This is a genomic window from Sedimentitalea arenosa (genome assembly GCF_016428585.1).
Taxonomy (GTDB): domain Bacteria; phylum Pseudomonadota; class Alphaproteobacteria; order Rhodobacterales; family Rhodobacteraceae; genus Sedimentitalea; species Sedimentitalea arenosa.
The window spans coordinates 262,390-287,343 of sequence record NZ_JAELVR010000003.1 but is presented as its reverse complement, the minus strand read 5'-3'; the positions used below and the strand labels follow the sequence as shown (position 1 = coordinate 287,343).

At 63.3% G+C, this 24,954-nt stretch carries 24 protein-coding genes; 4 read left to right on the top strand and 20 right to left on the bottom strand.

The window, feature by feature from the left end:
• Positions 1–22: 22 nt before the first annotated feature.
• The 5 genes from JF290_RS06050 to JF290_RS06030 form a co-directional block, all read right to left on the bottom strand.
• The gene (locus JF290_RS06050) at positions 23–985 is read right to left on the bottom strand and encodes a Gfo/Idh/MocA family oxidoreductase (protein WP_199023863.1); all 963 of its coding nucleotides are present in this window, start codon (positions 983–985) and stop codon (positions 23–25) included.
• A 15-nt stretch (positions 986–1,000) separates the two neighbouring features.
• On the bottom strand, positions 1,001–2,371 hold the full coding sequence (locus tag JF290_RS06045) for an aspartate aminotransferase family protein (protein WP_199023862.1): 1,371 nt from the start codon (positions 2,369–2,371) through the stop codon (positions 1,001–1,003).
• 111 nt (positions 2,372–2,482) lie between these two features.
• Complete coding sequence (locus tag JF290_RS06040) at positions 2,483–4,738, bottom strand: TRAP transporter large permease subunit (protein WP_199023861.1); 2,256 nt, start codon at positions 4,736–4,738, stop codon at positions 2,483–2,485.
• Positions 4,739–4,849: 111 nt separating this feature from the next.
• The gene (locus JF290_RS06035) at positions 4,850–5,959 is read right to left on the bottom strand and encodes a TRAP transporter substrate-binding protein (RefSeq protein ID WP_199023860.1); all 1,110 of its coding nucleotides are present in this window, start codon (positions 5,957–5,959) and stop codon (positions 4,850–4,852) included.
• An 85-nt stretch (positions 5,960–6,044) separates the two neighbouring features.
• Entirely contained in the window at positions 6,045–7,652 is a 1,608-nt protein-coding gene (locus JF290_RS06030) for a GMC family oxidoreductase (protein WP_233155164.1), read from the bottom strand.
• Positions 7,653–7,767: 115 nt separating this feature from the next.
• On the opposite strand from JF290_RS06030, the gene JF290_RS06025 reads away from it, so the two are divergent.
• Entirely contained in the window at positions 7,768–8,529 is a 762-nt protein-coding gene (locus JF290_RS06025; RefSeq protein ID WP_199023859.1) for an IclR family transcriptional regulator, read from the top strand.
• Between the two features lie 63 nt (positions 8,530–8,592).
• Here the strand turns inward: JF290_RS06025 and JF290_RS06020 are convergent, their stop codons facing one another.
• Positions 8,593–9,264, bottom strand: a complete 672-nt coding sequence (locus tag JF290_RS06020) for an amino acid ABC transporter permease (RefSeq protein ID WP_199023858.1) — start codon at positions 9,262–9,264, stop codon at positions 8,593–8,595.
• A 98-nt stretch (positions 9,265–9,362) separates the two neighbouring features.
• Complete coding sequence (locus JF290_RS06015; protein ID WP_199023857.1) at positions 9,363–10,103, bottom strand: amino acid ABC transporter ATP-binding protein; 741 nt, start codon at positions 10,101–10,103, stop codon at positions 9,363–9,365.
• A gap of 131 nt (positions 10,104–10,234) precedes the next feature.
• Here JF290_RS06015 and JF290_RS06010 point away from each other — a divergent pair, with 131 nt between their 5' ends.
• Entirely contained in the window at positions 10,235–11,005 is a 771-nt protein-coding gene (locus JF290_RS06010; protein ID WP_199023856.1) for a transporter substrate-binding domain-containing protein, read from the top strand.
• 85 nt (positions 11,006–11,090) lie between these two features.
• Here the strand turns inward: JF290_RS06010 and JF290_RS06005 are convergent, their stop codons facing one another.
• From JF290_RS06005 to JF290_RS05960, 10 genes are read right to left on the bottom strand one after another with little or no spacing between them, the layout of a single operon-like run.
• Entirely contained in the window at positions 11,091–12,788 is a 1,698-nt protein-coding gene (locus JF290_RS06005; RefSeq protein ID WP_199023855.1) for a Na(+)/H(+) antiporter subunit D, read from the bottom strand.
• Entirely contained in the window at positions 12,781–13,128 is a 348-nt protein-coding gene (locus tag JF290_RS06000) for a hypothetical protein (RefSeq protein WP_199023854.1), read from the bottom strand. The genes JF290_RS06005 and JF290_RS06000 overlap by 8 nt, the downstream gene beginning before the upstream one ends.
• A gap of 10 nt (positions 13,129–13,138) precedes the next feature.
• On the bottom strand, positions 13,139–14,602 hold the full coding sequence (locus JF290_RS05995; RefSeq protein ID WP_199023853.1) for a proton-conducting transporter transmembrane domain-containing protein: 1,464 nt from the start codon (positions 14,600–14,602) through the stop codon (positions 13,139–13,141).
• An 8-nt stretch (positions 14,603–14,610) separates the two neighbouring features.
• Entirely contained in the window at positions 14,611–16,137 is a 1,527-nt protein-coding gene (locus JF290_RS05990; protein ID WP_199023852.1) for a monovalent cation/H+ antiporter subunit D family protein, read from the bottom strand.
• Positions 16,134–16,571: a cation:proton antiporter subunit C gene (locus JF290_RS05985; protein WP_199023851.1), complete on the bottom strand. Its 438-nt coding sequence runs from the start codon at positions 16,569–16,571 to the stop codon at positions 16,134–16,136. The genes JF290_RS05990 and JF290_RS05985 overlap by 4 nt, the downstream gene beginning before the upstream one ends.
• Positions 16,572–16,573: 2 nt before the next feature.
• A complete protein-coding gene (locus JF290_RS05980; RefSeq protein WP_199023850.1) occupies positions 16,574–17,014 on the bottom strand; it encodes a Na(+)/H(+) antiporter subunit B in 441 nt (146 codons plus the stop codon).
• Entirely contained in the window at positions 17,014–17,547 is a 534-nt protein-coding gene (locus JF290_RS05975) for a DUF4040 domain-containing protein (RefSeq protein WP_328701213.1), read from the bottom strand. Before JF290_RS05975 ends, JF290_RS05980 begins: the two co-directional genes overlap by 1 nt.
• 14 nt (positions 17,548–17,561) lie before the next feature.
• Positions 17,562–17,933, bottom strand: coding sequence for a monovalent cation/H(+) antiporter subunit G (gene mnhG / locus JF290_RS05970; protein ID WP_199023849.1), 372 nt, complete (start codon positions 17,931–17,933; stop codon positions 17,562–17,564).
• Complete coding sequence (locus JF290_RS05965; RefSeq protein WP_199023848.1) at positions 17,930–18,217, bottom strand: MrpF/PhaF family protein; 288 nt, start codon at positions 18,215–18,217, stop codon at positions 17,930–17,932. Before JF290_RS05965 ends, mnhG begins: the two co-directional genes overlap by 4 nt.
• A complete protein-coding gene (locus JF290_RS05960; protein WP_233155162.1) occupies positions 18,217–18,690 on the bottom strand; it encodes a Na+/H+ antiporter subunit E in 474 nt (157 codons plus the stop codon). The genes JF290_RS05965 and JF290_RS05960 overlap by 1 nt, the downstream gene beginning before the upstream one ends.
• A 297-nt stretch (positions 18,691–18,987) precedes the next feature.
• Between JF290_RS05960 and JF290_RS05955 the strand changes: the two genes are divergently transcribed.
• Together JF290_RS05955 and JF290_RS05950 are read left to right on the top strand one after the other, a co-directional pair.
• Positions 18,988–19,491 carry a rhodanese-like domain-containing protein gene (locus JF290_RS05955; protein ID WP_199023847.1) on the top strand — a complete coding sequence of 168 codons (504 nt, stop codon included), beginning with the start codon at positions 18,988–18,990 and terminating at the stop codon, positions 19,489–19,491.
• Positions 19,488–20,321, top strand: coding sequence for a CE1 family esterase (locus JF290_RS05950; RefSeq protein WP_199023846.1), 834 nt, complete (start codon positions 19,488–19,490; stop codon positions 20,319–20,321). Before JF290_RS05955 ends, JF290_RS05950 begins: the two co-directional genes overlap by 4 nt.
• Before the next feature lie 3 nt (positions 20,322–20,324).
• On the opposite strand, the gene mdoH is transcribed toward JF290_RS05950, so the two are convergent.
• From mdoH to JF290_RS05935, 3 genes are read right to left on the bottom strand one after another with little or no spacing between them, the layout of a single operon-like run.
• A complete protein-coding gene (mdoH, locus tag JF290_RS05945) occupies positions 20,325–22,199 on the bottom strand; it encodes a glucans biosynthesis glucosyltransferase MdoH (protein ID WP_199023845.1) in 1,875 nt (624 codons plus the stop codon).
• Positions 22,196–23,698, bottom strand: a complete 1,503-nt coding sequence (locus JF290_RS05940) for an OpgD/OpgG family glucan biosynthesis protein (RefSeq protein WP_199023844.1) — start codon at positions 23,696–23,698, stop codon at positions 22,196–22,198. Before JF290_RS05940 ends, mdoH begins: the two co-directional genes overlap by 4 nt.
• A complete protein-coding gene (locus JF290_RS05935; RefSeq protein ID WP_199023843.1) occupies positions 23,695–24,942 on the bottom strand; it encodes an OpgC family protein in 1,248 nt (415 codons plus the stop codon). Before JF290_RS05935 ends, JF290_RS05940 begins: the two co-directional genes overlap by 4 nt.
• Positions 24,943–24,954 lie beyond the last annotated feature (12 nt).

Below are 24,954 nucleotides of genomic sequence, written 5' to 3'. Positions count from 1 at the left end.
ACAGACTGGCCCTTTCAGCGCGCTATCCGGTTCCGGCCAGAATGGACTCGACCAGCACCTGCACGCGCAGCGCTTCCGGCAAGGTCGCGAGCCGGTTCGGTTCGCCCTTCACCAGCAGATCGAGATCATCGAGTTGCGCCTTCATGCTCGCCGCGCGGGGATCGTCCGGCTCGGAGCCTGTGGGTTCGAACGCACCGCCCTGCGAGGCCGCATCGCGGTAGAATTCGCTGATCCGCCTACTCATGCGGCTGCCCTTGACGGTCAGTTCCTGCCGGTCGGGCTGTGCGCCACCGACGCTGCCCATGATCGTGACCACGCGACCCTCGGCGCTTTCGAGCCGGGCGGCGACATGGGTTTCGCAGAGCTTCGGATCCGAGGGGTAATCGGCCCGCGCCCAAACCAGGTGAAGCGGCCCGAGAATACGTTCGGAGAAGAACAGGAAATGCGAGATCACCTCGCGCGTCATGCCGCCCTCGGCTCTAAAGCGCAACCAGTCGGCCGCCTGCTGCCACGCGCGCGGCCAATTGGCGTAAGTGACGACGATATCGACGCCGAGAAGCTCGCCGAGCTCGCCCGCCTCGGCCGCGGCCGACACGTCCGTCAGCGCCGCGCCCGCGGCCTGGGTGAAGTTCACCGCCGCCGGCACCCCGGCGGCTTCGATCCGCGCCACAAGATCGGCGCTGGCCTGCACATCGATGCCAAGCGGTTTTTCGAGAAACAGCGCCTTGCCCGCGGCGGCGGCGGCCAGCGCATAGTCCCGGCGCGGCACCGGCGGGCAGGCCAGGTAGACCAGGTCGACCGCGGCGATCGCGGCCTCCGCACTTTCGGCGATCTGTGCATCGGGCGCCATGGCGCGCGCCTGCGCGCAGGCTTCAGGGTCCGGATCCCAGAGGATGTCCGGGGCAAACCCGTCATGCAGCAGCATATGCTCCAACATGCGCCGGCCCATGATCCCGAGGCCGATGATCGCTGTTCGGATGGCCATCCTAGAGCGCTCCGCTCACGAGAGCACTTCGGCGGCGACTTCATCCAGCGTGCGGCGCAGCGTCGACACCATGCCGTCGATATCGGACCGGGTCACGATCATCGGCGGGCAGAAGGCCAACGCGTCGAGCATGGCGCGCGAGATCACGCCGTTTTCCAACAACCGTGCGGCAGTCTTCGCGCCCAGTTGACCGGGTTTCTCGAACGCAGTCTTGCTTTCCTTGTCGAGCACCAGTTCGACCGCCGCGATCAGACCGATGCCGCGCACCTCGCCGACCAGTGGGTGGTCGGACAACGTGCGCAACTGCTCCTGCATGTAGGCCCCGACCTCGGCGGCATTGGCCACAAGGCCACGCTCCTCGATGATCTTGATGTTCTCCAGCGCGATGGCCGCGCCGACCGGGTGCGCCGCGCCGGTGACACCATGGCCGAGAACCCCGATCTTGTTGCTTTCATCGGCGATCGGTTCGAACACGCGCTCGTTCATCATCAGGGCCGACAAGGGGAAGTAGGTCGAGGTCAGCTGCTTGGACATGACCATGATGTCGGGCTTCATGGCGAAGGTCATCGAGCCGAACAGCTTGCCGGTGCGGCCGAACCCGCAGATCACCTCGTCGGCAACCAGCAGGATGTCGTATTTCTTCAGAACCGCCTGCACCTTGTCCCAATAGGTCGCGGGCGGCACGACCACGCCACCGGCGCCCATCACAGGCTCGCCGATCATCGCCATGATGGTGTCCGGACCCTCGGCGAGGATCATTTCCTCCAGTTCCGCCGCCAGGCGCGTTGCGAAATCTTCCTCGCTCTCGCCCTCATGCGCGTCGCGGTAGTGGTGAGGACACGTCGTATGCAGCACGTTCGCGATCGGCAGGTCGAACGAGCGGTGGTTGTTTGGCAGGCCGGTCATGCTGGCCGAGGCGATGGTGACACCGTGGTAGCCACGCAGGCGGCTGATAATTTTCTTGCGCTGCGGCTGCCCCATGGCGTTGGACCGATACCATAGCAGCTTGAGCACGGTGTCGTTGGCCTCCGACCCGGAGTTGGTGAAGAACACCTTGCTCATCGGCACCGGCGCGAGCTGGATCAGCTTTTCCGCCAGATCGACGGCGGGACCGTGTGATCGGCTGGCGAAGTTGTGGTAATAGGGCAGCTTCTGCATTTGTGCCGTGGCCGCGTCGACTAGCCGCTGCTCGCTGAAACCGACCGCCGTGCTCCAGAGGCCGGCCATCGCTTCGAGATATTTCTTGCCGGTGTTGTCGAAGACATAGGCGCCCTCGCCCCGGTCGATCACCAGCGGCCCGGTTTCCTGATGCGCGCGCGCGTTGGTGTAGCTGTGCATGTGATAGGCCACGTCGCGGGCCTCTATGGAATTCGGGTGCAAGGTCATGATCTGCCCTCCGTCTGGAATTGAAACGCGTGTCGCAGCGCACCATGCACGGGACCGCCGGTCGTTACCAGCACCTCGGACGAAGTTTCTGTAAGGCCAGATGCGGGACCCTTACTGACCGTAGATGTAGTTGGGCAGCCAGAGCGCGATCTGAGGGAAATTGAAGATAAGAACGAGGCCCAACAACTGGATCAGCATGAACTGCATCATGCCGAAATAGATGTCCTTCAGATCCCATTCCGGCACGACGCCCTTCAGGAAATAGGCCGACAGCGCCACCGGCGGACTGAGCCAGGCGGTTTGCAGGTTGACCGCGACAAGGATCGCGAACCAGGTCAGGTTGACCTCCAGGGCTTCGAGCGTCGGCACCAGGATCGGCACGATGATCAGAACGATCGGCACCCATTCCAATGGCCAGCCCAACAGGAACACGAGCGCCATGATGATGACCAGCACCGCCGTGGCGGACAGGTCCCAGGCCAGCAGCAGTTCGGTCAGCATGGTCGGCGTGCCGAGACGGCTGAACACCGCGCCAAAGAAATTCGACGCCGCGACCAGGAACATGATCAGAACGGTGATCTCCAGCGTCTTGATCATCGCATCGTAGAAACTAGGCAGGGTCAGCTTGCGATAGGCAAGCGATAGGAAGATCGCCCCGAATGCACCGCAGGCGGCAGCCTCGGCCGGGGTCGCCCAACCGGCGAGGATCGAGCCGAGCGCGAAGGCGATCAGCGTCGTCGGCGGCACCAGCCCCATGAAGAACTCGTACCAGAGGTCGGAATAAAAAAAGCCCCCGGGCCGGACCGCCCGCGTCCAGGCATAGACGGCATACATCACCCCGATCCACGCCAGCGGAATCACCGGTCCGGCGAAAGGAAAGAGACCCGCGAAATCGCCTCGAAGCGCCAGTGTAACCAGCGTGACCAGGATGATCAGCGCGGTGAAGACCGACACGAACTCGACCGCATAGTAGGGTGAGGTCTCGGGTTGCTCCTCCTTGGGCAGGATCGGCCCGAGGCTCGGGTTGATCCAGCAACGCACCAGCGCATAGAGCATGTAGAGGAACGCAAGCATGATGCCCGGGATGATTGCCGCCTGAAACAGCTCGGTCACCGGCACTTCCAGAACGGGTCCCATCACCACCAGCATGATCGAGGGCGGGATCAGGATGCCGAGCGTGCCACCCGCCGTGATGGTTCCGGCGGCCAGGCGCACGTCGTATCCCGACCGGTTCATCGTGCGCGCTGCCATGATGCCGAGGATCGTGACCGACGCGCCAACGATGCCGGTCGCGGCGGCAAAGATCATCGACACGAAGAGAACGGCGACGAACAGCGCCCCGCGTGTGCGGCTGAACATCAACTGGATCGAGGTGAAAAGCCGCTCCATCAGCCCGGCTTTCTCCATCAGGATCCCCATGAAGACGAAAAGCGGCACTGCCACAAGCTGCTCATCCAGCATTGTGGCGTTGAATTGCAATGTCTGCAGGTAGAATGTCATCTTCGAGGAGAAGCCCCAGGACCCGAAGACGAAGCCGAGGAAGATCAGCGTGAAGCTGATCGGGAAGCCGACGAAGATCGCGAACAACATGACGCCGATCATGATGATCCCGATCGCCTCGTTGGGAATATTCCCCGCACCGGTGGCGCCGATCAGGCCGCTCCACCACTCTCCCAGCGGCAGCACGTCGGGATAGACGATGCCGAGGAAGACGAGACCGAGGCCGACGACATAGAAAGGCAGGAACGTGACGAACTTCTGGCGCCGCTCGGCGGGCATGTCGTAGAGCGTGCGCAGGAATTCGGCGATGCCCTGCAGCAGCAGCAGGAAGGCCGCGATGGGCATGGCCGTCCGCGCCGGCGCAAGCGGCGCCATCATCGCGGTGTCCATCGAACGCTCCCAAGTGGCCCAGGCCTTGATCGTGTACTCGGCCGAGATCCACAGGAAAAACAGCATGGCCGGGAAGTAGAAGGCCAGATAGAGCGCTGCATCGACTGTCGCCTGCCGCTTGCGCGACCAGTTGCGATAGATGAAATCCGCACGGATGTGCACCCCGCGCATCAATGCATAACCCGCGCCCAGCATGAACATGGCACCGGCCAGCATCCGGCTGTATTCAAAGGAGAAATCGGTGGGAGCGAGGAACAGCTTGCGGCTGACTACTTCCCAGACCATCACCGCGATGATCGGCAGCACCAGAAGGCAGGTCAGGCGACCGACCCAGAGGTTCAGCAACTCGATCCACCGGACCACCGGACGCATCCACGGTACCATGTCCGAAGGCGTTTGGCCCGGCTCCCCGGCGCGCCGCTCGGCGATCAGTTCGTCCGTGATGTCCAGCGCCTCGGACTTGATCTCGTCAGCCATATGTCGTGTCCCTCCGGGGATCTTGCGTCCCTTTGTGCGGCAAGGTCCGCTCGTGCGGGCCCTGGCGGGCTAAGGCACCACGGCGCTGCAACAGCGCCGTGGCCCGAAAGGTCAGTTCTTGAGCGTGTCCGCGAAAGCCCGTCCGAGATTCGCGTTGGAGGTCTGAGCCCCGGCCCAGAACGGCACGGCGATCTCGGCGAAATCCTTCTGGCTTTGCCAGACCTTGGCGAAGAACTCGTTTTCTTCGGCGTTCTTCTCAAGCGACGCCTTGGCTGCCGCCATGTATTCCGAGAAGTAATCCGCCGGGGTGTCATGCAGGATGACGCCGTGGTTTTCGACCAGGTCCTTGAGCGCCTTGCCGTTCTCGTAGATGCGATAGGACATCGACTTGGACAGCGACGCGTTGGCGGCCACCTCCATGGCCTTCTGCTGCATTGGCGTCAGCGAGTCATAGACATCACCGTTAATGTAGAGATCGGCGTTCACCACGACCTGGTGCAGCCCCTGAAGGTAATAGTGCTTCAGAACCTTTTGGAAGCCGAACACGCTGTCGGGCTTGGGGCAGCACCACTCGGCTGCGTCGATCGTGCCCTTCTCCAGCGCGGGCAGAATGTCTCCTCCGCCCATGGCGACCGAGGCGACGCCGATGTCCTTGTAGGTCTGGCCCGGAATGCCCGGAGGCGTCCGGAAGCGGTATTTGCGGAAATCTTCCATGCTGGCGATGGGCTCCTTGAACCAGCCAAGCGCCTCGGGGCCGACGGGTTGCAGCATGAAGCCCTTCACATTGACGCCCATCTCCTCCCAGAGCTGGTCGTAAAGTTCCTTGCCGCCGCCGTACTGGAACCAGCTGACAAAGGCGATGTTGTCGATGCCGACCCCTGCGCCCGCGACCGGGCTGCCGAACAGCATCGCCGCCGGGTGCTTGCCGGACCAATAATGCGTCCAGGCGAACCCGCCCTCGATCAATCCGCTGTCGACCGCGTCGAGCGTTTCGCGCACGCCGACCACCGCCCCGGCGGGCAGCACCTCGATGATGACTTCGCCATTGGTCAGCGCCTTCACGTCAGCAGCGAAATCCTCGAGCATGAAGACCTCGTCGGCCTTGGCCGGGATGACCGATTGCACGCGAATGGTCACTTCGGCGGCGGCCGTACTGGCGAAGGCCGTGGCCCCCAGCGCCACCGCGGCGGCGTATTTGGTCAGTGATCTGAATTCAAACATGTTTTCCTCCCTTTCGGATGTCCGCCTTCATTCCTTTCGTTGTGATCGGCCCGCGCCCAAAGGCGACTGCGGGGGCCGGCTTGCGTCATGGCCGCGCGTCCTCCAATACCATGTCCGATGCTTTCTCCCCGATCATGATCGCCGGGGCGTTGGTGTTGCCCGAGGTGATCCGGGGCATGATCGAGGCATCCGCCACCCGCAGCCCCCGGATGCCATGCACCCGAAGACGATGGTCGACCACCGCCATCGGGTCGGCCCCCATCTTGCACGTGCCCGTGGGGTGATAGATCGTCGTGGCCGTGTCCCGCGCCCAGTCCAGCGTCGCCGCCTCGTCGTCGAGCGCGACCTCCGCGCCCGGCGCGTGTTCCTCGGTCACGTGCGACTTCAGCGGTTCGAGCCGGGCGATCCGGCGCGCGATCTGGATACCCTTCACGATCGTGCGGCAATCGGTGTCGGTCGCCAGGTAGTTCGGATCGATCAGGGGATGGTCGCGCATGTCCGCGGATTTCAGCCGTAGCCGGCCCGTGCTTTCCGGGCGCAGCTGCAGGACCGAGGCAGTGAAGGCCGAGAACCGATGCGGTCCCTCGGCCGGGCTGTCGGCGCTGAAGGGTTGGATGTGGAACTGGATATCGGGCGTGTCCAGATGCGATTCCGTCTTGAGAAACCCGGTCCCAAGACTGGCGGCCATCGTCATCGGCCCGGTCTGCCTGACAGCGTATTGCAGCGCGATGCCCACCTGTTTCAGCAGGTTGCTGGTCTCGATATTGATGGTCGACAGATCCGTCTTGAACACAGGTCGCGCTTGCAAATGGTCCTGCAGGTTGCGCCCCACACCTTTGAGATCGGTCTGAACTGCAATGCCATGATCAGCCAGTTCGTCCGCGTCACCGATGCCCGAGAGCATCAGGATCTGCGGTGAGCCGATCGCACCGGCAGAGAGGATGACCTCGCAATTCGCAGCGATCTCGACCGATTTGCCTGCGATCACGGCGCGCACGCCGGCAGCGCGCCCGTCGCGCAGGATCAACCGCTCGGCCTGTGCATCGGTCAGGATGGTCAGATTGTCTCGCCCGCGCGCCGGTTTCAGGTAAGCCACGGCGGAGCTGCAGCGCCGCCCCTTGTCTAGCGTCAGCTGGAAATATCCGACGCCTTCCTGATCCTCGGAATTGTAGTCCTGTGTCTGGCGATAGCCGGCAGCCTTGGCGGCTTCGATCCACTTGTCCACGATGTCGCGTTTCAGCCGCGTCGGCGAAACCGACAGCGGACCATCCCTGCCCCGCAAGTCACCGGCGGGCGTGCCTTTCCAGGTCTCGGACCGCTTGAAATAGGGCAACACCTCCTCCCAGGACCATCCCGGATTGCCCATCTGCGCCCATCCGTCGAAATCCTGCGGCTGGCCGCGCACGTAGAGCAGCCCGTTGATCGAGCTGGACCCGCCCAAAACCCGACCGCGTGGCCAGGGGATCGACCGCCCGTTCAGCCCCGGATCGGACTGCGTGCGATAGCGCCAATCGGTCCCGGGATGGCCCATCGTCTTGAAATACCCGACCGGGATATGAATCCACGGGTTCGTGTCACGGGGTCCGGCTTCAAGCAGCGCGACGCGGTATCGTCCGTTCGCCGACAAGCGGTTTGCCAGAACGCATCCCGCAGAGCCGGCACCCACGATGACGAAGTCGAACTCCAACCGCATCCCCCCGTATATCAAAAAATGAGACTTATTATCCTGTTTTTTGTGATAGCTTTACGCTAATGCCAAATCGGACAAACTCAATGATTCTGTTCCCCCACGGTCCCGGCGCGCGCCGATGAGCGCGGGCGGTCGCATTCCGACCAACCTGCGCACGCTGTTGCTGCTCGAAGTTCTGGGACAGGCCGACGAGCCGCTGACCGCGACAGAGATCAACGCGCGGCTGGACCTGCCCAAGCAGACCGTGCACAGGCTCTGCGCAACGCTCGAGGCCGAAGGGTTCCTGACCCGGCCCGGCAACGGCAAGCGGTTCAGCCCCAGCCGCCGTGCGCGCGAACTGGGCACGGGCCTGCTCTTTGCGTCACGCTTGCATATCGCGCGCCACCAGATCCTGATGGACGTCGCACGACAGGTCCGCGAGACGGTCAATTTCGTGGTTCCGGAAGACACCGGAATGAGCTATCTCGACCGGGTTGAGACAGACTGGCCCTTCCGGGTCCAACTGCCGGTTGGCTCAAACGTGCCGTTTCATTGCACCGCCAGTGGCAAGACCTTCATGGCCAGCCTGCCCGCTCCGGCGCGCAAGGCTTTCGTGTCGGCCCTGACACTGGCCCCCCTGACCCCAAGGACCCATACCGATCCGGCCAGCCTTCTGCAGGATCTCGCCGAGATCGCGGAAAGGGGCTATGCGCTCGATCAGGAGGAATTCGTGGAAGGCATGGTCGCGATCGCAGTTCCGATCCGCGACACGCAGGGCCGGTTTGTCGCCGCGCTGGCGTTCCACGGGCCGGCCCAGCGGGTCAGCCTGACCGAGGCCGTGGCCAATCGCGCCATTCTGCTCGACGGCGCCCGTCGCCTGACGGCGGCCCTGTTCAGCTGAGAAACAGACGGCTTGCGGCGATCCCTGCGGTGCCACCGACACTACATTGCCAGGACGCCATACCTAGCTCCGTTCATCCGCCCCCATCCGCCGCTCCAGCCAGCGCACCCCGGCGCTGATGACGAGGACCAGCACAAGGTATTCAAGGATCAGGAAGCTGTAGATCTCCAGCGGGCGGTACTCGGTGACCACCAGTTCGTTCGCCCGCCGCGTCAGTTCCTGCATTCCGATCACGCTGGCGAATGCGCTCATCTTGACGATGTAGATGAACTGGTTGGCCAGCGGCGGCAGGATGCGCCGGATCGCTTGGGGCAGGATCACGTAGCGCATGGTCTGGACATAGGTCAGCCCGATGGTGCGCGCGGCCTCGGTCTGCCCCTTCGCGATGGACTGGATCCCGGCCCGATAGATTTCCGCCGTGAAGGCGCTGTCGGAAATCGCCAGCGTGATGATCGCGCCCCAGAACGGATCGATCGGGATGTCCAGCCCCATCGACCTGAAGACCAGCGGCAGGCCGTAGAACACCCAGAACAGCATCGGCAAGAGCGGAATCGAGCGCACGAGTTCCACGTAGACCCGGTTGACGATGCGCAGCCCCCGCCGCTCGGACAAGCCGGGCAAGGCCACCAACAAACCCAGCACGATTGAGATGGACGCGGCGATCAGTGAGATCAGGATCGTCGCGCCCATGCCGTTCACAAGGAACTTGAGGTTGGTCCAACCCGCCGGTGTCATCGGGTTGACGACGTACCATCCCCAATTTGAACTCGAGGCGCAGCCCGCAAGCAGAATGCAGCAGAACAGAAGCGCGAAGGGCGTGATCCTGCGCAAGGTCAATGCTGCAGGATCCGACCGAGGAACGCCCGGCACCGATCCGACCCAGGATTGGCGAAGAATGCCTCGGGCGGTCCGGTTTCGACGATCTCGCCAGCGTCCATGAACACCATCTTGTCGGCCACCTTCCGTGCAAAGCCCATCTCGTGGGTCACCACGATCATCGTCATGCCGTCCTCGGCCAATCCAACCATCACGTCGAGCACTTCCGAGATCATCTCGGGGTCCAGCGCCGACGTTGGTTCGTCAAACAGCATGACCTTGGGCTCCATGCACAAGGATCGGGCAATCGCGACACGTTGCTGCTGGCCGCCGGACAGCTGCGCTGGGCGCTTGTCCGCCTGTTCCGGGATGCGCACCCGGTCGAGATAGCGCCGCGCCCGCGCCTCGGCATCGGTCCGCGAAAGGCCACGCGCCTTCATCGGGCCCAACACCAGATTTTCCAGCACGGTCAGGTGCGGGAACAGGTTGAACTGCTGGAACACCATGCCGACCTCCGAGCGGATCGCGGCCACCGTCCGGTCGTCGTCGGTCAGCTCGATCCCGTCGACACGGATCAGACCGGATTGATGTCGTTCCAGACGGTTGATGCAGCGCACGACGGTTGATTTTCCCGACCCGGACGGCCCGCAGATCACCACGCGTTCTCCTGCCGCGACGGTCAGGTCGATGTCCTTGAGAACATGAAAATCCCCGAACCACTTGTTCACGCCGACCATTTCGATGGTGGTTTGACTCATGTCGTCGGCTCCCTGCGCCGGCTCCCCGCAGGGAAGAATTTTCTTGAGGTTATCGGTGGAGTATTAGTTAGTTCAAGGTTCAATAAAGAACACAGGGCCCGGTCGCGCGGCCGGACAACAGGGGAAACCACATGAAACACTGGACCACCACACTGGCCGCCGGCCTGCTCAGCATCGGGCTCGCGGTCGGTGCGCAGGCGCAATCCGCCTTGAACGAAGTCCTGGACAGCGGCGTTCTGAAGGTCGGGACCACCGGCGACTGGAACCCGATGACGCTGCGCGACCCGGCGACCAACAGCTACAAGGGGTTCGACATCGACGTGATGACCGAACTGGCCGCCGATCTGGGCGTCGAAGTCGAGTTCGTGCCGACCGACTGGAAGACGTTGGTGAACGGCGTCGTGGCCGGCAAGTACCACATGACCGGATCGGCCTCGATCTCTCCGGCGCGCATGAAGGTCGCGGGCTTTTCCGAAAGTTACATCGCGGTCGAGATCTTTCCCTTTACGACGCCCGACCTGGCAGACAAGTTCGATGGCTATGACTCGATCAACCAACCCGGTGTGACGGTGGCGACGACTCTCGGCACGACATTCGAAGCCATGGCCCGCGAATGGTTCCCGAACGCCGAGATCAAGGTCGTGGAAGCGCCCGCACGCGGCTTCCAGGAGGTCCTGTCCGGGCGGGCCGACGTGTTCATCACTTCCAACATCGAGGGCGCGACGCTGGAAGAGAAATTCGGCGTCGTCCGGGTGCCGGGGACAGAGCCGCGCGCGCCCACGCCGATCGCGATGCTGTTACCGCAGGACGACCAAGTCTGGATCAACTACGTCAACAACTGGGTCAAGGTGAAACAGGCGCAGGGATTCTTTGACGAGACCCGTGCGAAATGGGGTATCTGAGCAAGACCGACCACCTGAAACAAGGGGGCTGCGCCGTGCGTGGCCCCTTTTTTACTTCATGCGCAGCGACTGCAAGATCGCCCGTCTAGGACACGAAGTTCACGATCAGCGTGACGCCCAGCAGAATCGCGATCCAGAGCACCATCGACCCGGTCGGCCAGAACTGCGCGATCCTGCCCTGCGGCCCATAGCTGTGATACATCCGGATGATGAGGCTGCGCAGCCCGTCGTTCACCATGCTCGACATCCGTGCCATGGCAGATCCGAGCGTCTCGCCGATCCCGCCGACAATACGCGGCAGGAGGCGGCGATAACTCCAGTCAGTGTCGAGGTTGACCGATTTCAGCGCGGTCGGATAGAGCCCCGCCCGCATCAGAACCGCAAAGGCCAGGGTCGAGAAGACCAGCAGTTGAAGCTGCGTGATCACGTGCGTGGTCGAGTAGGCCGAGTAGTCCACATCATAAGGCAACAGCGCGTAGAGCGGGACGGGATAGGACCCGAACGCGATACAAAGCACCGCCGTCACCGCCATCGCCAGCAGCATGTTCCACGGTGCCTCCTTGGGTCGCAATCCGCTGTCCTTGGCAAAGAAAGCGAAATAGGGAATGCGCAGCCCGGTGGTGAGGAACACACCCGCCGAGGCCAGAAGCATCGCGCCCCAGACCATGTAGTGCTGTTCCTTCAGCGATGCCGACAGGATCAGCGACTTGGTGGCGAACCCGGCGAACAGCGGAAAGGCCGAGATCGACGCCGCGCCGATCAGGCAGAAGAGCATCGTCAGCGGCATCGTGCGATAGAGCCCGCCCAGATCGCTCGCCTTGGCGGTACCCGTGCGGAACAGCACCGCTCCGGTGCACATGAACAGCAGCATGCCATAGGCCACGCCCACCACCGCGTGCGCAACCGCGCCGTTCAGCGCCAGTTCGGTACCAAGGCCAATTCCGACCAGCATGAACCCCTGCTGAAGGTTCAGTGCATAGGCCAGAACCCGGCGCAGGTTGTTGTCGATCTGCGCCCAGATCAGCGGGTAGAGCGCGGTCGCCACCCCGATGTAGATCAGGATCTCCGTGCCCGCGAACCCACGCGCCAGCGCATAGATCGCCAGCTTCGTGGTGAAGGCTGACAGGATGACAGTGCCGGTGACGGTTGCTGCGGGATAGGCGTCTTGCAACCAGTTGTGCAACAACAGGAAGGCGCACTTGATGCCGAACGCGAGAAAGATCAGACATGTCGCGAGCGAGCCGAGTTCCATCCGCTGGAACGCGATGCTGCCGGTCTCGCTATAGAGCAGGATCACTCCCGCCAGAAGGATCACCCCCGATCCGACCTGGATCAGCAGATAGCGCATCCCGGTGTGATAGGCCCCCTGCGTGCCCCGCGCCCAGATCAGGAAGACAGACGAGATCGCCGTGCCTTCCCAGTATATGAACAGTGTGATCAGATCACCCGCAAAGACCGCACCGATGGCCGCGCCCGCGTAAAGCAGCGCCGCAACCTGCTGCACCGTGTCCCTGAGATGCCAAGCGTAGAGATTGCCCAGAAACGCCGCGAGGCAGAACACCAGCGCGAAGATGCGGCTGAGCCTGTCCACCCGCATGAGCTCGAGCGTGAAGCCGAAGAAATCGACCTGCATCGAGGTGCCCAGCGGCGTGGTCCAGATTTGCCAGGCGGCGACGATCGGGACCGCGACCAGAAACAGCGCCCTCACCGCTCCACGCGGCAGTACCGGCAGGATCAGCGCGCCGAGCACGAAGAGGAAAGCGGTGGGAAGCTGCTCAGTCATCGTAGCGCACCCTGTCCAGCTGGTCCTCGGGGTAAGGTTCGGCTTCGACGTCGTTCGGCGCGTAGTAGCTCTCGTCCCGTTTCAGGATCGCCCGCATCCCTGTGGCGACGATGATGAGCGCGGCACTGACGAGGCCTCCGAACAATGCGTAGAAGCCCGGGATCTCCTCGACCACGAGATAGGTGTGCTTGTGATAGAGGAAGTCCGCCGCGAACAGGCCCGCGCAGAGGATATAGAGCCCATAGACGATCAGCTTTGGTGCGCCCGGCCTGTCCACCCACATGAACGCACGTCCGAGAGCGGGATACTTGTCCGGGTTGTCCTGTGTGGTCTTGCGCATCACGGCCCCCTCACTCTGCCACCAGCGGCGACAGGAAAATCTCGATCTGACCGGCGAAGAAGAACAGGGCGATGCACCCGGCCGCGGTCAGAACCGGCGGCAGCCAAACCAAAAGACCCGCCTCGGCGCGGGGAGCATCGGCCGCGATCTCGGCGTTGGGCAGGAAGAAACCGCGCCCCACGATCGGCAGCAGATAGGCCACGTTCAGCAGCGAACTGATCATCAGAACCGCGATCATCACCATCTGCCCGGTGTCCGCCGCGCCCATCACCAGCAGCCACTTGCTCCACGATCCGCCGAGCGGCGGCAGGCCGATGATCGAAAGGGCCCCTATCAGGAAAGCACCGAAGGTGAACGGCATGATGCGGCCCAGACCGTCCAGCTGACTGATCTCGGTCTTGTGCAGGGCGACATAGATCGATCCTGCGCACATGAAGAGCGTGATCTTGCCCATCGCGTGCATGGCGATATGCATCCCGCCGCCCAACACCCCCATCGACGTCGCCAGCGCCATGCCCAGCGTGATGTAGCTGAGCTGGCTCACCGTCGAATAGGCCAGCCGCGCCTTGAGGTTGTCCTTGGTCATCGCGACGACCGACGCCGCGAGGATCGAGAAGGCCGCCAGCCACATCAACCATTCCGACGCGCCGGTTTCGGCCAGGAAGTCTATCCCGAAGATATAGATGCCCACCTTCAGCATCGTGAAAACACCGGCCTTGACCACCGCGACCGCGTGCAGCAGTGCCGAAACCGGGGTCGGCGCGACCATCGCGGCGGGCAGCCAGCGGTGAAACGGCATCAGGGCCGCTTTGCCGATCCCGAAGGCATAGAGCGCCAGCAGAACCGCCACCATTGGCCCGGCGATATGGTCCTGAAGAATGCCGCCCTTGGTGAAGTCGAGCGTGCCGGCAATCATCCACGTCCAGATGATCGCCACCAGTTGCAACCCGATCGAGGTGCCGATCAGGATGCCAAGATAGGTGCGCGCCCCGTTGCGCGCCTCGGGCGTGCCCTTGTGCGCGACCAGCGGAAAGGTCGCGAGAGTCAGGGCCTCGTAGAACAGGAACAGCGTGAACATGTTGGCCGAGAACGCGATGCCCATGGTTGCGGCAATGGATATCGAGAAGAAACAGAAGAACCGCGCGTGGTGGTCCTCGTTGTTGCCGCGCATGTAGCCGACGCCGTAGAGATGCGTCACGATCCAGAGCCCGCTGGCGACGATGGCGAACAGCAGACCAAGGGGTTCGACGTTGAAGGCGAGGTCGAGCCCCGGCATGACCGAGAACAGCACCAGCGGGTCAGTGGTTCCGCTGCCTTCGTTGGACAGGATGGTCATCACACAACCGAATGTCGCCAGCGCCGCGACAAAGGTCATGCCATCGCGCAGGTTTTCGCTGTCGCGCAGCAGCATGTTGCCCACCGCCGCGAGCGCGGGGATCAACATGCTGGCCAGTATCGCTGTGTTGGTGTCCATGCCGCCCCCTAGTGCAATCCGGTCGAACCGGCCAGAAGACCCTGCGCAGCGGTGCGCGCGGCGGTCAGCGTGACATCGGTATCAAGCCCGAAATAGATGCAGGCCAGCGCCCCGATCCAGATCGGGATCACCATCGACATCGGAGCTTCGCGCACGGTGCTGCTTTCGGACGCCGGCTGCATGTAGAGCACTTCGAGAACGCGCCAGACATAGATCACCGCCAGAAGGCTCGACAGCACGATCAGCAGGGCGACCGGCCACCAGCCCTTTTCAAGCGCCGCCTCGACCAGAACCCATTTCGAGATGAACCCGGCCGTGCCCGGAACCCCGATCAGGCTGAGCCCGCCGACCACCACCGCTGCCGAGGTCAAAGGCATCTGCCGTCCCATCCCCTGCAGCGTGTCATAAAATGTGCCCTTGGCACTGAACACGTAAGCCCCGACCGCCATGAACAGTGCGGCCTTGGTGATCCCGTGGTTGAACAGGTGCACGATGGCCGCCGTGACCCCTGTTTCGGACAGGAAGGCGATGCCGAGCAGGATGTAGCCGATCTGCGCGATACTGGAATAGGCCAGCATGCGCTTGAGATCACTCTGGAAGATTGCGACGAAACTGGCCGAGAACATCGCCACCACTGCCAGTGGCAGAATGATGAAGGCGAGCGTGTTGGTCCCGAACAGGAAATCCGGATCGAACACCGAGAAGACGAAGCGCAGGAGAACGTACACCGCCACCTTGGTCGCCGTTGCCGCGAGAAACGCCGTCACCATCGAGGGGGCGTAGGTGTAGGCGTTGGGCAGCCAGCTGTGCAGCGGGAACATCGCGACTTTCAGGCCGATCCCGACGACGATGAACGCGAAGCCCGCGCGCACCGTGCGGTTGTCGCCCAGATCCTCGATCCGGCCGGCGATGTCGGCGAGGTTCAGCGTGCCGGTCGCCATGTAGAGAAACCCGATCCCGATCACGAAGAAGGTCGCGCCGATCGTACCCATCATCAGGTAGTCATAGGACGCCGTCAGCGCGCGCTTGTCTCGTTCCGAACCCTGCGCGATCAGCACGTAGGTCGCCAGTGACGAGATCTCGAGGAACACGAAGATGTTGAACGCATCCCCCGTGATCGCCACGCCCAGCAGGCCGCTCAGGCACAGCAGGAAGGCGGTATAGAACAGCGCATGATGCTTGGCCGAGACCTCGTCCTCGACGCTGCGCCGGGCGAAAAGCAGGACCAGCGTGCTCATCGCCGTCACCAGCAGCAGCACGAAGGCATTGGCCGCATCGACCCTGTATTCGATCCCCAGGGGCGGTGCCCAGCCGCCCATGTGATAGGAAATGATCGACCCGTCGATCACCTGCATCAGAAGCAGGATCGACACCACGAACGCGGCCGCGCTCGCGAGGAAGGTCAGTGGCCAGGCCAGACGGCGCGATCCGACGACGACCACAAGCGGCGCCATGACGAAAGGCAACAGCACCTGGATAGCGGGCAGATGATCCACCAGCGTCATCGCCGTGTGTGGGACGGTTTCCGTGCTCATCCGACGCGCTCGGCCTTGACTTCGCTATGGGCGCGCAGATCCTGCAATGCCAGTTCCTTCTCGATTTTCAGAAGCTCGTCTTCCTCGATGGTGCCGTATTCCTCACGGATGCGCACGATCAGTGCGAGCCCGAGCGAGGTCGTCGCGACGCCGACGACGATCGCCGTCAGGATCAACACGTGTGGCAGCGGGTTGGAATAGGCGACCGTCGGGTCGATGTTCATGTCGATCGGAAAGATCGGCGCGGTGCCGCCCTCGATCTTGCCCACCGAGATATAAAACATGAAGACCGACACCTGGAAGATATTCAGCCCCACGATCTTCTTGACCAGGTTGCCCTTGGCCACGACGATGTAGAAGCCGGTCATCATGAGCACGATGAACAGCCAATAATTCATGTGGCCGAGAACGAAGGCCCAGTCGAAATTCTGCATCCCTACCAAGCCTCGTCGTCCATGATCGGCGTCCGCGATGTGAAGGCGTAGTAGATCGTGACCATGACCCCGGTCACGGTGATACCGACACCCAACTCGACCAGCAGGATTCCGTAGTGCTGCCCGTGCTCGGGATGATCAGGAGTCATCGCACTGTAGTTGAGGAACTCGTAACCGAGGAACATGCTGACCAGCCCGGTGCCTGCATAGAGCAGCACCCCGAGCGCCGAAAGCTTGTGCACGAGCCAGGGCGGAAGAACCTTCTGCGCCTCATCGAGGCTGAAGACCACGCCATAGATGATGAAGCCGACCGCCATGATCACCCCGGCCTGGAAGCCGCCACCGGGGGAGTAATCCCCATGAAACTGCACGTAAAGCGCGAAGATCATGATCGAACCGATCAGAAGCTTGGTAATGACTCGCAGGATCAGGTGATGGCGCATCAGGTGTCCTCCCTTTCCTTGCGACGACGCCGGCGCAACCCGCTGAGCAGGAGCAGAACGCCGACGGCTGCGGTGAAGACCACGGCCGTTTCGCCCAGCGTGTCATAACCCCGGTAGCTGGCCAAAACGGCGGTGACCATGTTCGGAACGCCGATTTCGTGCGGGCTGCGCTGGATGTAGTCGGGTGCGACATGGGTATGCGCCGGTGCATTCGGGTCGCCGAGGCTCGGCATGTCGAGCGTGCCATAGACCAGCGTCGCGCCTGTGACGAAGACGACGAAAAGCGGGATCGCCGGGGAATGGGTCGAGGGACGCTCGAAACGCGAGGTCAGGGCCAACGTACCCAACATCAGCACGGTCGAGATGCCGGCGCCCACGGCCGCCTCGGTGAAGGCCACGTCGACCGCGTCCAACGTGACCAGCAGCAGCGCCGACAACAGGCTGAACACGCCCGACAGCATGGCCGTCGCGAACAGGCTCTGCGTGCGTACGACGGCCAGCGCGGTCATCACCAGCATCGTGAAGAGGACGATATCGATAAAGAGTTCTATGCCGTGTCCGCCTTGTCGTCTGTCTTGTCTTCGGACTTGCCCTTGGTGCCGGACTTGACGGCCGAGCGCGGCTTCAGCCCGGAAACCAGCGCCGCGTTCGCCACTGCGTGTGTCGAGGTCGGCCCGGTGATGAAAAGAAAGGCGAGGATGATGAACAGCTTGACGGTAATCAGGGTCCACCCTGCCTGCATCGCCATGCCGAGCAGCAGCAGGATGACGCCGGCGCTGTCGCTGATCGACGCCGCGTGCAGACGTGACCAGAAATCCGGAAAGCGCAGGATACCCACCGCGCCGACGATCGAGAAGAACGATCCCGACAGGATGAAGACCCAGCTGAGGGTTTCGACCACGAGTTCCATACCGCTCATCCGTCAGCCTCGGTGATGTCGCGGCGCACGTCGCCGATCGCGCGATAGCGGAAGAACTTGAGGATGGCGATCGTCCCCACGAAATTGATCAGCGCGTACAGCAGCGCGATGTCGAGGAAATCCGGCCGCCCGGTCAGGAAGCCGAGAAGGCCGATGAACAGCACGGTCTGCGTCCCGAACATGTTGAGTGCCATGACGCGGTCATAAAGCGTCGGCCCCGCGAACAGGCGGATCAGCACCAGGATCATCGCGATGAAGAGCGCGATGGTTGCGACGATGAACATCAGGCGGCCTCCGACTTTTCGATGGCCGCGACCCGCGCATCCATGTCCGCAAGCGCGCCCATGTCCTCGGGCGCATAGGACAGTGCGTGTACGAGAAAGAACCCGACATCCGTTTCAACCGTGAGCGTACCCGGAGTCAGCGTGATCGAGTTCGCATAGATCACCTGCCCCAGATCGGTGCGTTGGTTGTAGGGCACCGAAAACATGTGCTGCCCGATCGGCATGCTGGGCGACAGGACAACCTTTGTCACGGCCCAGTTCGACTTGGCGATCTCGACCAGGAGCCAGCCGAAATAGGCGAGCGCCGCCAGCGGTCTGATCTCGATATGAACCCGATCGCCATCGACCTCGTCCATCCGGTACAGGACGTAGACCACCAGCAGCACCGAGGCCGCGCCCAAGCCCAGGACCAACGGCTTGTAGAGCCCCGACATCAGCAGCCAGAGCGCTGCCAGTACAGCTCCCGTTCCCAAACTGCGCAAAGGTTGTCCTCGTCCCTGCCGTCATGCGCCCGGATGAGAGCTGCCAACGGTCGTTATCTGCTTCGCGATTCGTAGAATACTAACAAGGTTTTCAATTTTGAACACACCCAAGCCCCGAAAGGCCCATCTGGCGCGGACCCTGCCCCGATGGGGCTGGGAACGCAATAATCTTTGCGATCTTTCATCCTCGGGCGCAGCCATAGCCGCAACATGCCCGCTGACGCGATCTTGATCGCGCTGGCTTTGGTGGGTCACGTCAAACGGCCCGGTTCGTGTTAAAACGCTGGCATGAACTCGAAGACCACGACCGACACACAGGGCAAGGGGACGGTCGCGCCGTCGCGGCGTGCCGTCCTCGTGCTGGCCGGAGCCGCCGCGACGTTTGCCGCCGTGACCGGCTATCGATTGCTGACCCGGCCGGTTTATGACGGCGGCCATCTCAGCGTCGAAGCCGCCCACCGGCAGGCCGCCGAGGGCACAATCCTTCTGGTCGATATTCGCCAGCCTGAAGAATGGCGCGACACGGGGATACCCGAACACGCCCGACCCATCGACATGCGGCGCGATGACTTTCCCGAGGCATTGACGGCCGCGCTCGGTGCGGACAGGTCGCGGCCCATCGCGCTCATCTGCGCGCGCGGCGTGCGTTCCGCACGGCTGAGCACCTTGCTGACCGAAGCCGGGTTCAACAACATTCTCGACGTGCCCGCAGGGATGCTCGGCTCTGCCGCGGGACCGGGCTGGCTGGCGAAGGATTTGCCCGTCACGCCCTATTCGGAAACGGCTGAATGATCGCGAAGACGGCGGTCGCGCTCGCCCTGACGGCCGTTGCGACGATGGCGCAGGCGCGCTGCGGGCCCGAGCCCGAGGCCGCCTGTTCGGTTGCGGGCGGCGAATATCATGTCATCCTGCCGCCCGAGCCGACCGACGCGATCCCCGTTGTCGTCTTCCTGCACGGCTGGAACAGCAACGGGCGCAACGTGAGCAACAACCGCGCCCTGGTGGAGCCGATCCTCGCGCGCGGGTACGCGGTGCTCGCGCCCAGCGGGTCGCGCATTATCGGAGACGGCGCGGGGCGCGGCTGGAATTTCTACCCCGGCTGGGAGGGGCGTAACGAAGCAGGGTTCCTCGAGAACGCCGTAACGGATGCGGCGGATCGCTTTGGCCTTGATCGCGCGCGGGTGTTGTTGGCGGGGTTCTCAGGCGGCGGCTTCATGGTCAACTACATTGCCTGCCAGTCTCCTGACGCCTTCACCGCCTATGCGCCCGTGGCCGGGGGCTTTTGGCGCCCGCACCCGACCGACTGCACGGGGCCGGTGCGGCTGTTTCATACCCACGGATGGTCGGACACGACCGTGCCGATTGAGGGTCGGTATCTCGGAAACAAGCGGTTCCAGCAGGGCGATATCTTCGCCGGTCTGGAGATCTGGCGCGCGGCCAATCGCTGCCCTGACGAAAAACCCAGCGGCTATTCTGAAACCGGCCCGTTCCTGAGGCGTGCCTGGTCCGGCTGCGCGGCGGACAGTGCACTGGAATTCGCCCTGTTTCCTGGCGGGCATCGCATACCGGACGGCTGGGCCGACATGGCCCTCGACTGGTTCGAAGAGATCACGGCACGGTAAGTCTCACTCCGCCGGCGCGCGCACCATTTCCGGTTCAAGCGCCGATTTCAGCTGTGCGCGGTAATGCCGTGCCGCCTGTGTAATGAGCGGCTCGCGATAGGTCTCGCGCGTGCCCATCCAACCCTGCGCATGGCGTGGCATCGCCATCCCGCTGAGCGCCGAGAGCGGCACGGCGAAGAGCAGGCTGATCGCGATGGGCAAAAGCCAGGGCGACACGAGACCGGCAAGAATGCCCGCGGTGAGCGCCGTGCCGCTGATCGTCTCGATCGCGTGGCACTTTATCAGCGTGGCGACACCATAGTGTCCACCCGCGCGCGCCTGGGGAGTCCAGCCCTTCTGCAGGCCGAACATCACCCGGAACACCGCCACCATCTGCTGCACCATCAGGATCGGCGCATACAATACCGCCAACAGCACTTCGGACAGGAAGGACAACGCGAAGCGCCAGCCGCCGCCGAATTCGCCGAACCGCGCACCGGTCAGCGGGATGGCGAGGATCGCCATCAGCTTGGGCGCAAGAAGCATCGCGTACATCAGCACGATGATCAACACATGGCGCGAGTCAGACACCTCGGGCCAGGTCGGTATCAGCGGGTTCGACGCGTTGAAATACGTCAGCACGCTTGCGTCCTCGCCCACGCCGATCAGCGCCCACATCACCAGCAGGGCGAACCAGATCGGCGACATCAGGTAACCGACCGCGCCATGGAACATGTGGAACCGCGAGATCGAGCGGAACCCGCGCGAGCGCAGCAATTTCAGGTGCTGCAGATTGCCCTGGCACCAGCGCCTGTCGCGCAGGATGTGATCGATCAGCGTCTGCGGCGTTTCCTCATAGCTGCCACGAATCCGCGGCAGGAAGCGCACGCCCCATCCGGCGCGGCGCAGCAGCCCGGCCTCGACGAAATCATGGCTCATGATCAGTTGTTCGCGCCCGCCGGTCGTGCGCAGGTGCGGCAACCCGGCACAGGACGCAAATGCGGCGGTGCGGATGATCGCGTTGTGGCCCCAGTAGTTGCCCTCCTGCCCGCACCAACGCGACACGCCTTCGGCCAGGGCCTCTCCGTAGACCCCGTTGGCGAATTGCTGCATCCGGGCGAACATGGTTTGCGCGCCGATCAGGTGCGGAAAGCTCTGGATCAGGCCAGCCCCCGGGTCACGCGCCAAAGCGTCGGTCAGGCGGATGATGGCGCGGCCGGTCATCAGACTGTCGGCGTCCAGCACCAGCATGGCGGGATAGGCCGCGCCCCAGCCCGAAACCCATTCGGCGATGTTGCCGACCTTGCGGTCGGTGTTCCGCGGCCGGCGTCGGTAGTAGAGCGTCAGCCCCGGCGACAGGGACGCCTGCAGGGTGCGCACGCTGTCGCGCTCTTTCGCGGCGATGTCGTCGTCCTGCGTGTCACTCAGGATGAACATGTCATAGCTATGAATTCCGCCGCGCGCGCGTAATTCCTCGAGCATCGAGCGCGCATTGCCGAGGACATACCAGGGCTCCTCGTTGTAAATCGGCATCAACAGCGCGACCTTGAGCGGTTCGATCCGCACCGGGCGGTTGCGCCGCTGCCGCCGGCCCAGAGATACCAGCCCGAGCAGGACCGTGCTGACCGTGAAAGCAATCCAGAAGAAATTGAAGGCGATGAGCGTCAGCAGAATGCCTTCGACTATGTTGATGCCCTGGTCCGAGAACCAACCGAGGATCACCCAGGTGAGGCCGAGGGTCGCCACCAGCGCCGGTCCGAACGCCAACAGACGCCAGAGCCAGACGCCGCGCACAGGCGCAGCACCCGGGGCGTCGCGGTCGCGAAACTCGGCCTGAAAATCCTGCGCCGGCATCTCCATCGGAGCGCGCGGCGGCATGATGCACAGATCCGTGCTCATGCAGTCCACCTGTAGAGCCAAACTTCACTGGCCATCTGATCCTCCTTGCGCAATTGCGCGCGCAGTTCGACGAGCGTCCGCTCGCCGGGTTCGAAGGTAAACGCCAGACGAAGCCCTCCGGTTTCCGGATTTCTTTGCAAAACACCCGTGCTGGTCTCGACATCAGGCGAGGACACCTCGGCCACCAGCGCCTCGGGCCCGGCCTCCAGCAGCGGATGCGGTGCGAAATCGACCGTCACGATCCGTCCGCCGTGCAGGTGGCGCCCCATCCGCGTGTTGATGACCCGTGCATAATCCGCTGCGATCGGCGCCTGCGTGCCCCAGGTCAGGCGATAGGCGAGATCGATCCGCGCGCCGGCCTCGTAAGGGATCCTCGGGCGCCAGTAGGCGACGATGTTGTCATAGATTTCCTGATCCGCCGGGATCTCGACCAGCGTCACCGCCCCCTGCCCCCAATCGCCGCGGGGTTCGACCCACAGGCTCGGCCGGCGGTGATAGTGTGCCTCAAGATCTGCGAAATCAGAGAGCCGCCGCGCACGTTGCATCAGCCCGAACCCGCGCGGGTCGCTGTCGAGAAACGACGAAACCTGCAGGGTTTTCGGGTTGGCGAGCGGTCGCCACAGGATCTCGCCATTGCCGTTCAATATCATCAGGCCGTCGCTGTCGTGCACGGCCGGGCGGAAATCGTCGAACCGGTCGCGGTTGGTCTCGTCGAACAGGAACATGCTGGTCAGCGGGCCCAGCCCCACATGGGGCAGGGCCTCGCGGGCCAACAGGGTCGCTTCGACCTCCATCACGCAGGCCGGGCCCGGCCTGATATCGAACCGATAGGCGCCCGTCACGCTGGGGCTGTCCATCAAGGCGTGCACGATCATGTTGCGCTGCCCCGGCTCCGGTCGTTCCAGCCAGAAGCGTATGAAATCGGGGAATTCCTCGCCCTCGGGATCGCCGGTCCTGAGCGCGAGCCCGCGCGCCGACAGGCCATAGATCTGGTCCAGACCGATGGCGCGGAAATAGCTTGCCCCCTGGAACACGCAGAATTCATCCGTCAGTCCCGGGCGATGCATCTCGGTGCGCAGGCGCAGGCCCGAGAAGCCGAGCGTGTCGTCGACCGGCAACACGGGCACGGTCTCGGACTTCTCGAACATCGACATGTCGAACATGACCGGAGTGGTCGTGCCGGACTCCACCGTCTCGACTTTCACGGTGCGCGGGAAATAGAGACCGGGTGTGAAGAAATCGACGTTGAACGGCGTCTCGGTGCCATACCACAACGCTGCTTCGGGTCGGAAACGGATAAGCTTGTACTGCTCGTATGTCAGATCGCGCCATTCCTGCGGCACCATCTCGCGCGGGGTATAGGGCCCTGCGGCCAGTTCCTCCGCCAACGAGACGACGAGGTTGCGATCGAATGCCTGCAAGGGCGTTGTCGCCCAGGCCGGTCCGGTCAGGGCCAGAGCCGAAGCGCTGGCTAGAAAACGTCTGCGAGAAAGGCTCATGCCCGTTTGCTCCGCCACGGTTGGGATTTGAACCAACCAGCCAGATAGGCAACCGCGATGATCATTGCAAACCCCCCCAGGTTCACCAGCAGAAATGTCGCGGGGCTTCGCCCGGTCATGTCGAGAACGAAGCCCAAAACGCGCGCCACGGCCATCGAAAAGACGAAGACGGCGAGTGACTGCTGGCCGACCTTGGTGACCACCGCCAGCACGCCGCGCCAGAGCGTTGCGGCCCCGCCACTGCCCTCGGCCCGCAACCTGCATCCGCCGTCGCCCGCCACGACCCAGGCCAGGTAGGCAAGCGACAGGAAATGGACATAGCGCAACACGCCGAAGTCGGTCTTGTCGCGCAGGCTGAGCCCGGTCGCCCGTTCCTGCGCGCCGACCCAGGTCCAGACCCCCTTCAGCGCGTCGCCGAGATCCGGACTGACAGCCGTGATCCATGTCACCACTTTCCACGAACCGAACGGTGCCGACAGAACCAGAAAAGCTATCGCCGCCGTGATCAGCAGTGGCGAAACCGGCGGCGCGGGCAGCCAGCCGCGCATGAAGGCGAAGCCGGTGAAGAACAGCAACTGCCATCCGAACGGGTTGAAGAACCATTCCCGATCCGACCAGGGTTCCGCCGGCAACCACAGCAGGCCGATATTGGCCCCGATCCAGAGCGCGATGCTGGCCCCCGCGACGGCGGCCAAACGAAACCCTGCCAGGGCCATAAAGAGCGGCATCAGCGCCAGGACCACCAGGTACATCGGCAGGATATCGAAATAGTTCGGCACATAAGTGAGCGTAAAAAGCCCGACGATCTGGGTCATCGGATCGTCGAAGAAATGGCCGAGATTCAAGGATTCGACATAGTTCCTCTCGAACGTTCCGTAAGTATCCAGCGCCGCCATCACCATGGCCACGAAGAAGAACAACGCGATGTGCGCCCAGTAGACCTGCCACACTCGAAAGGCGACGCGGGCGGTGCCCATCGCCCACCCCTTGCGCAGGAAAGCCCCGCCAAAGGCGATGGCCGACGCCATGCCGGAACAGAACACGAAGATCTCTGTGGCGTCGGACCAGCCGAACCGCGCCGGAATCCAGCCGGCCCAGGCGTTGTCCGGGATGTGCGCGACAAGGATGATGAACATCGCGATGCCGCGATAGAAATCCAGCCGCGGATCACGAGTCGTTGACGCGGCCGCCGCCGGTTTAACCGGCAGTGAAACGAAGTCTGCTGAGGGCGAAACGGTCGCCATGGTCTTTTCTAC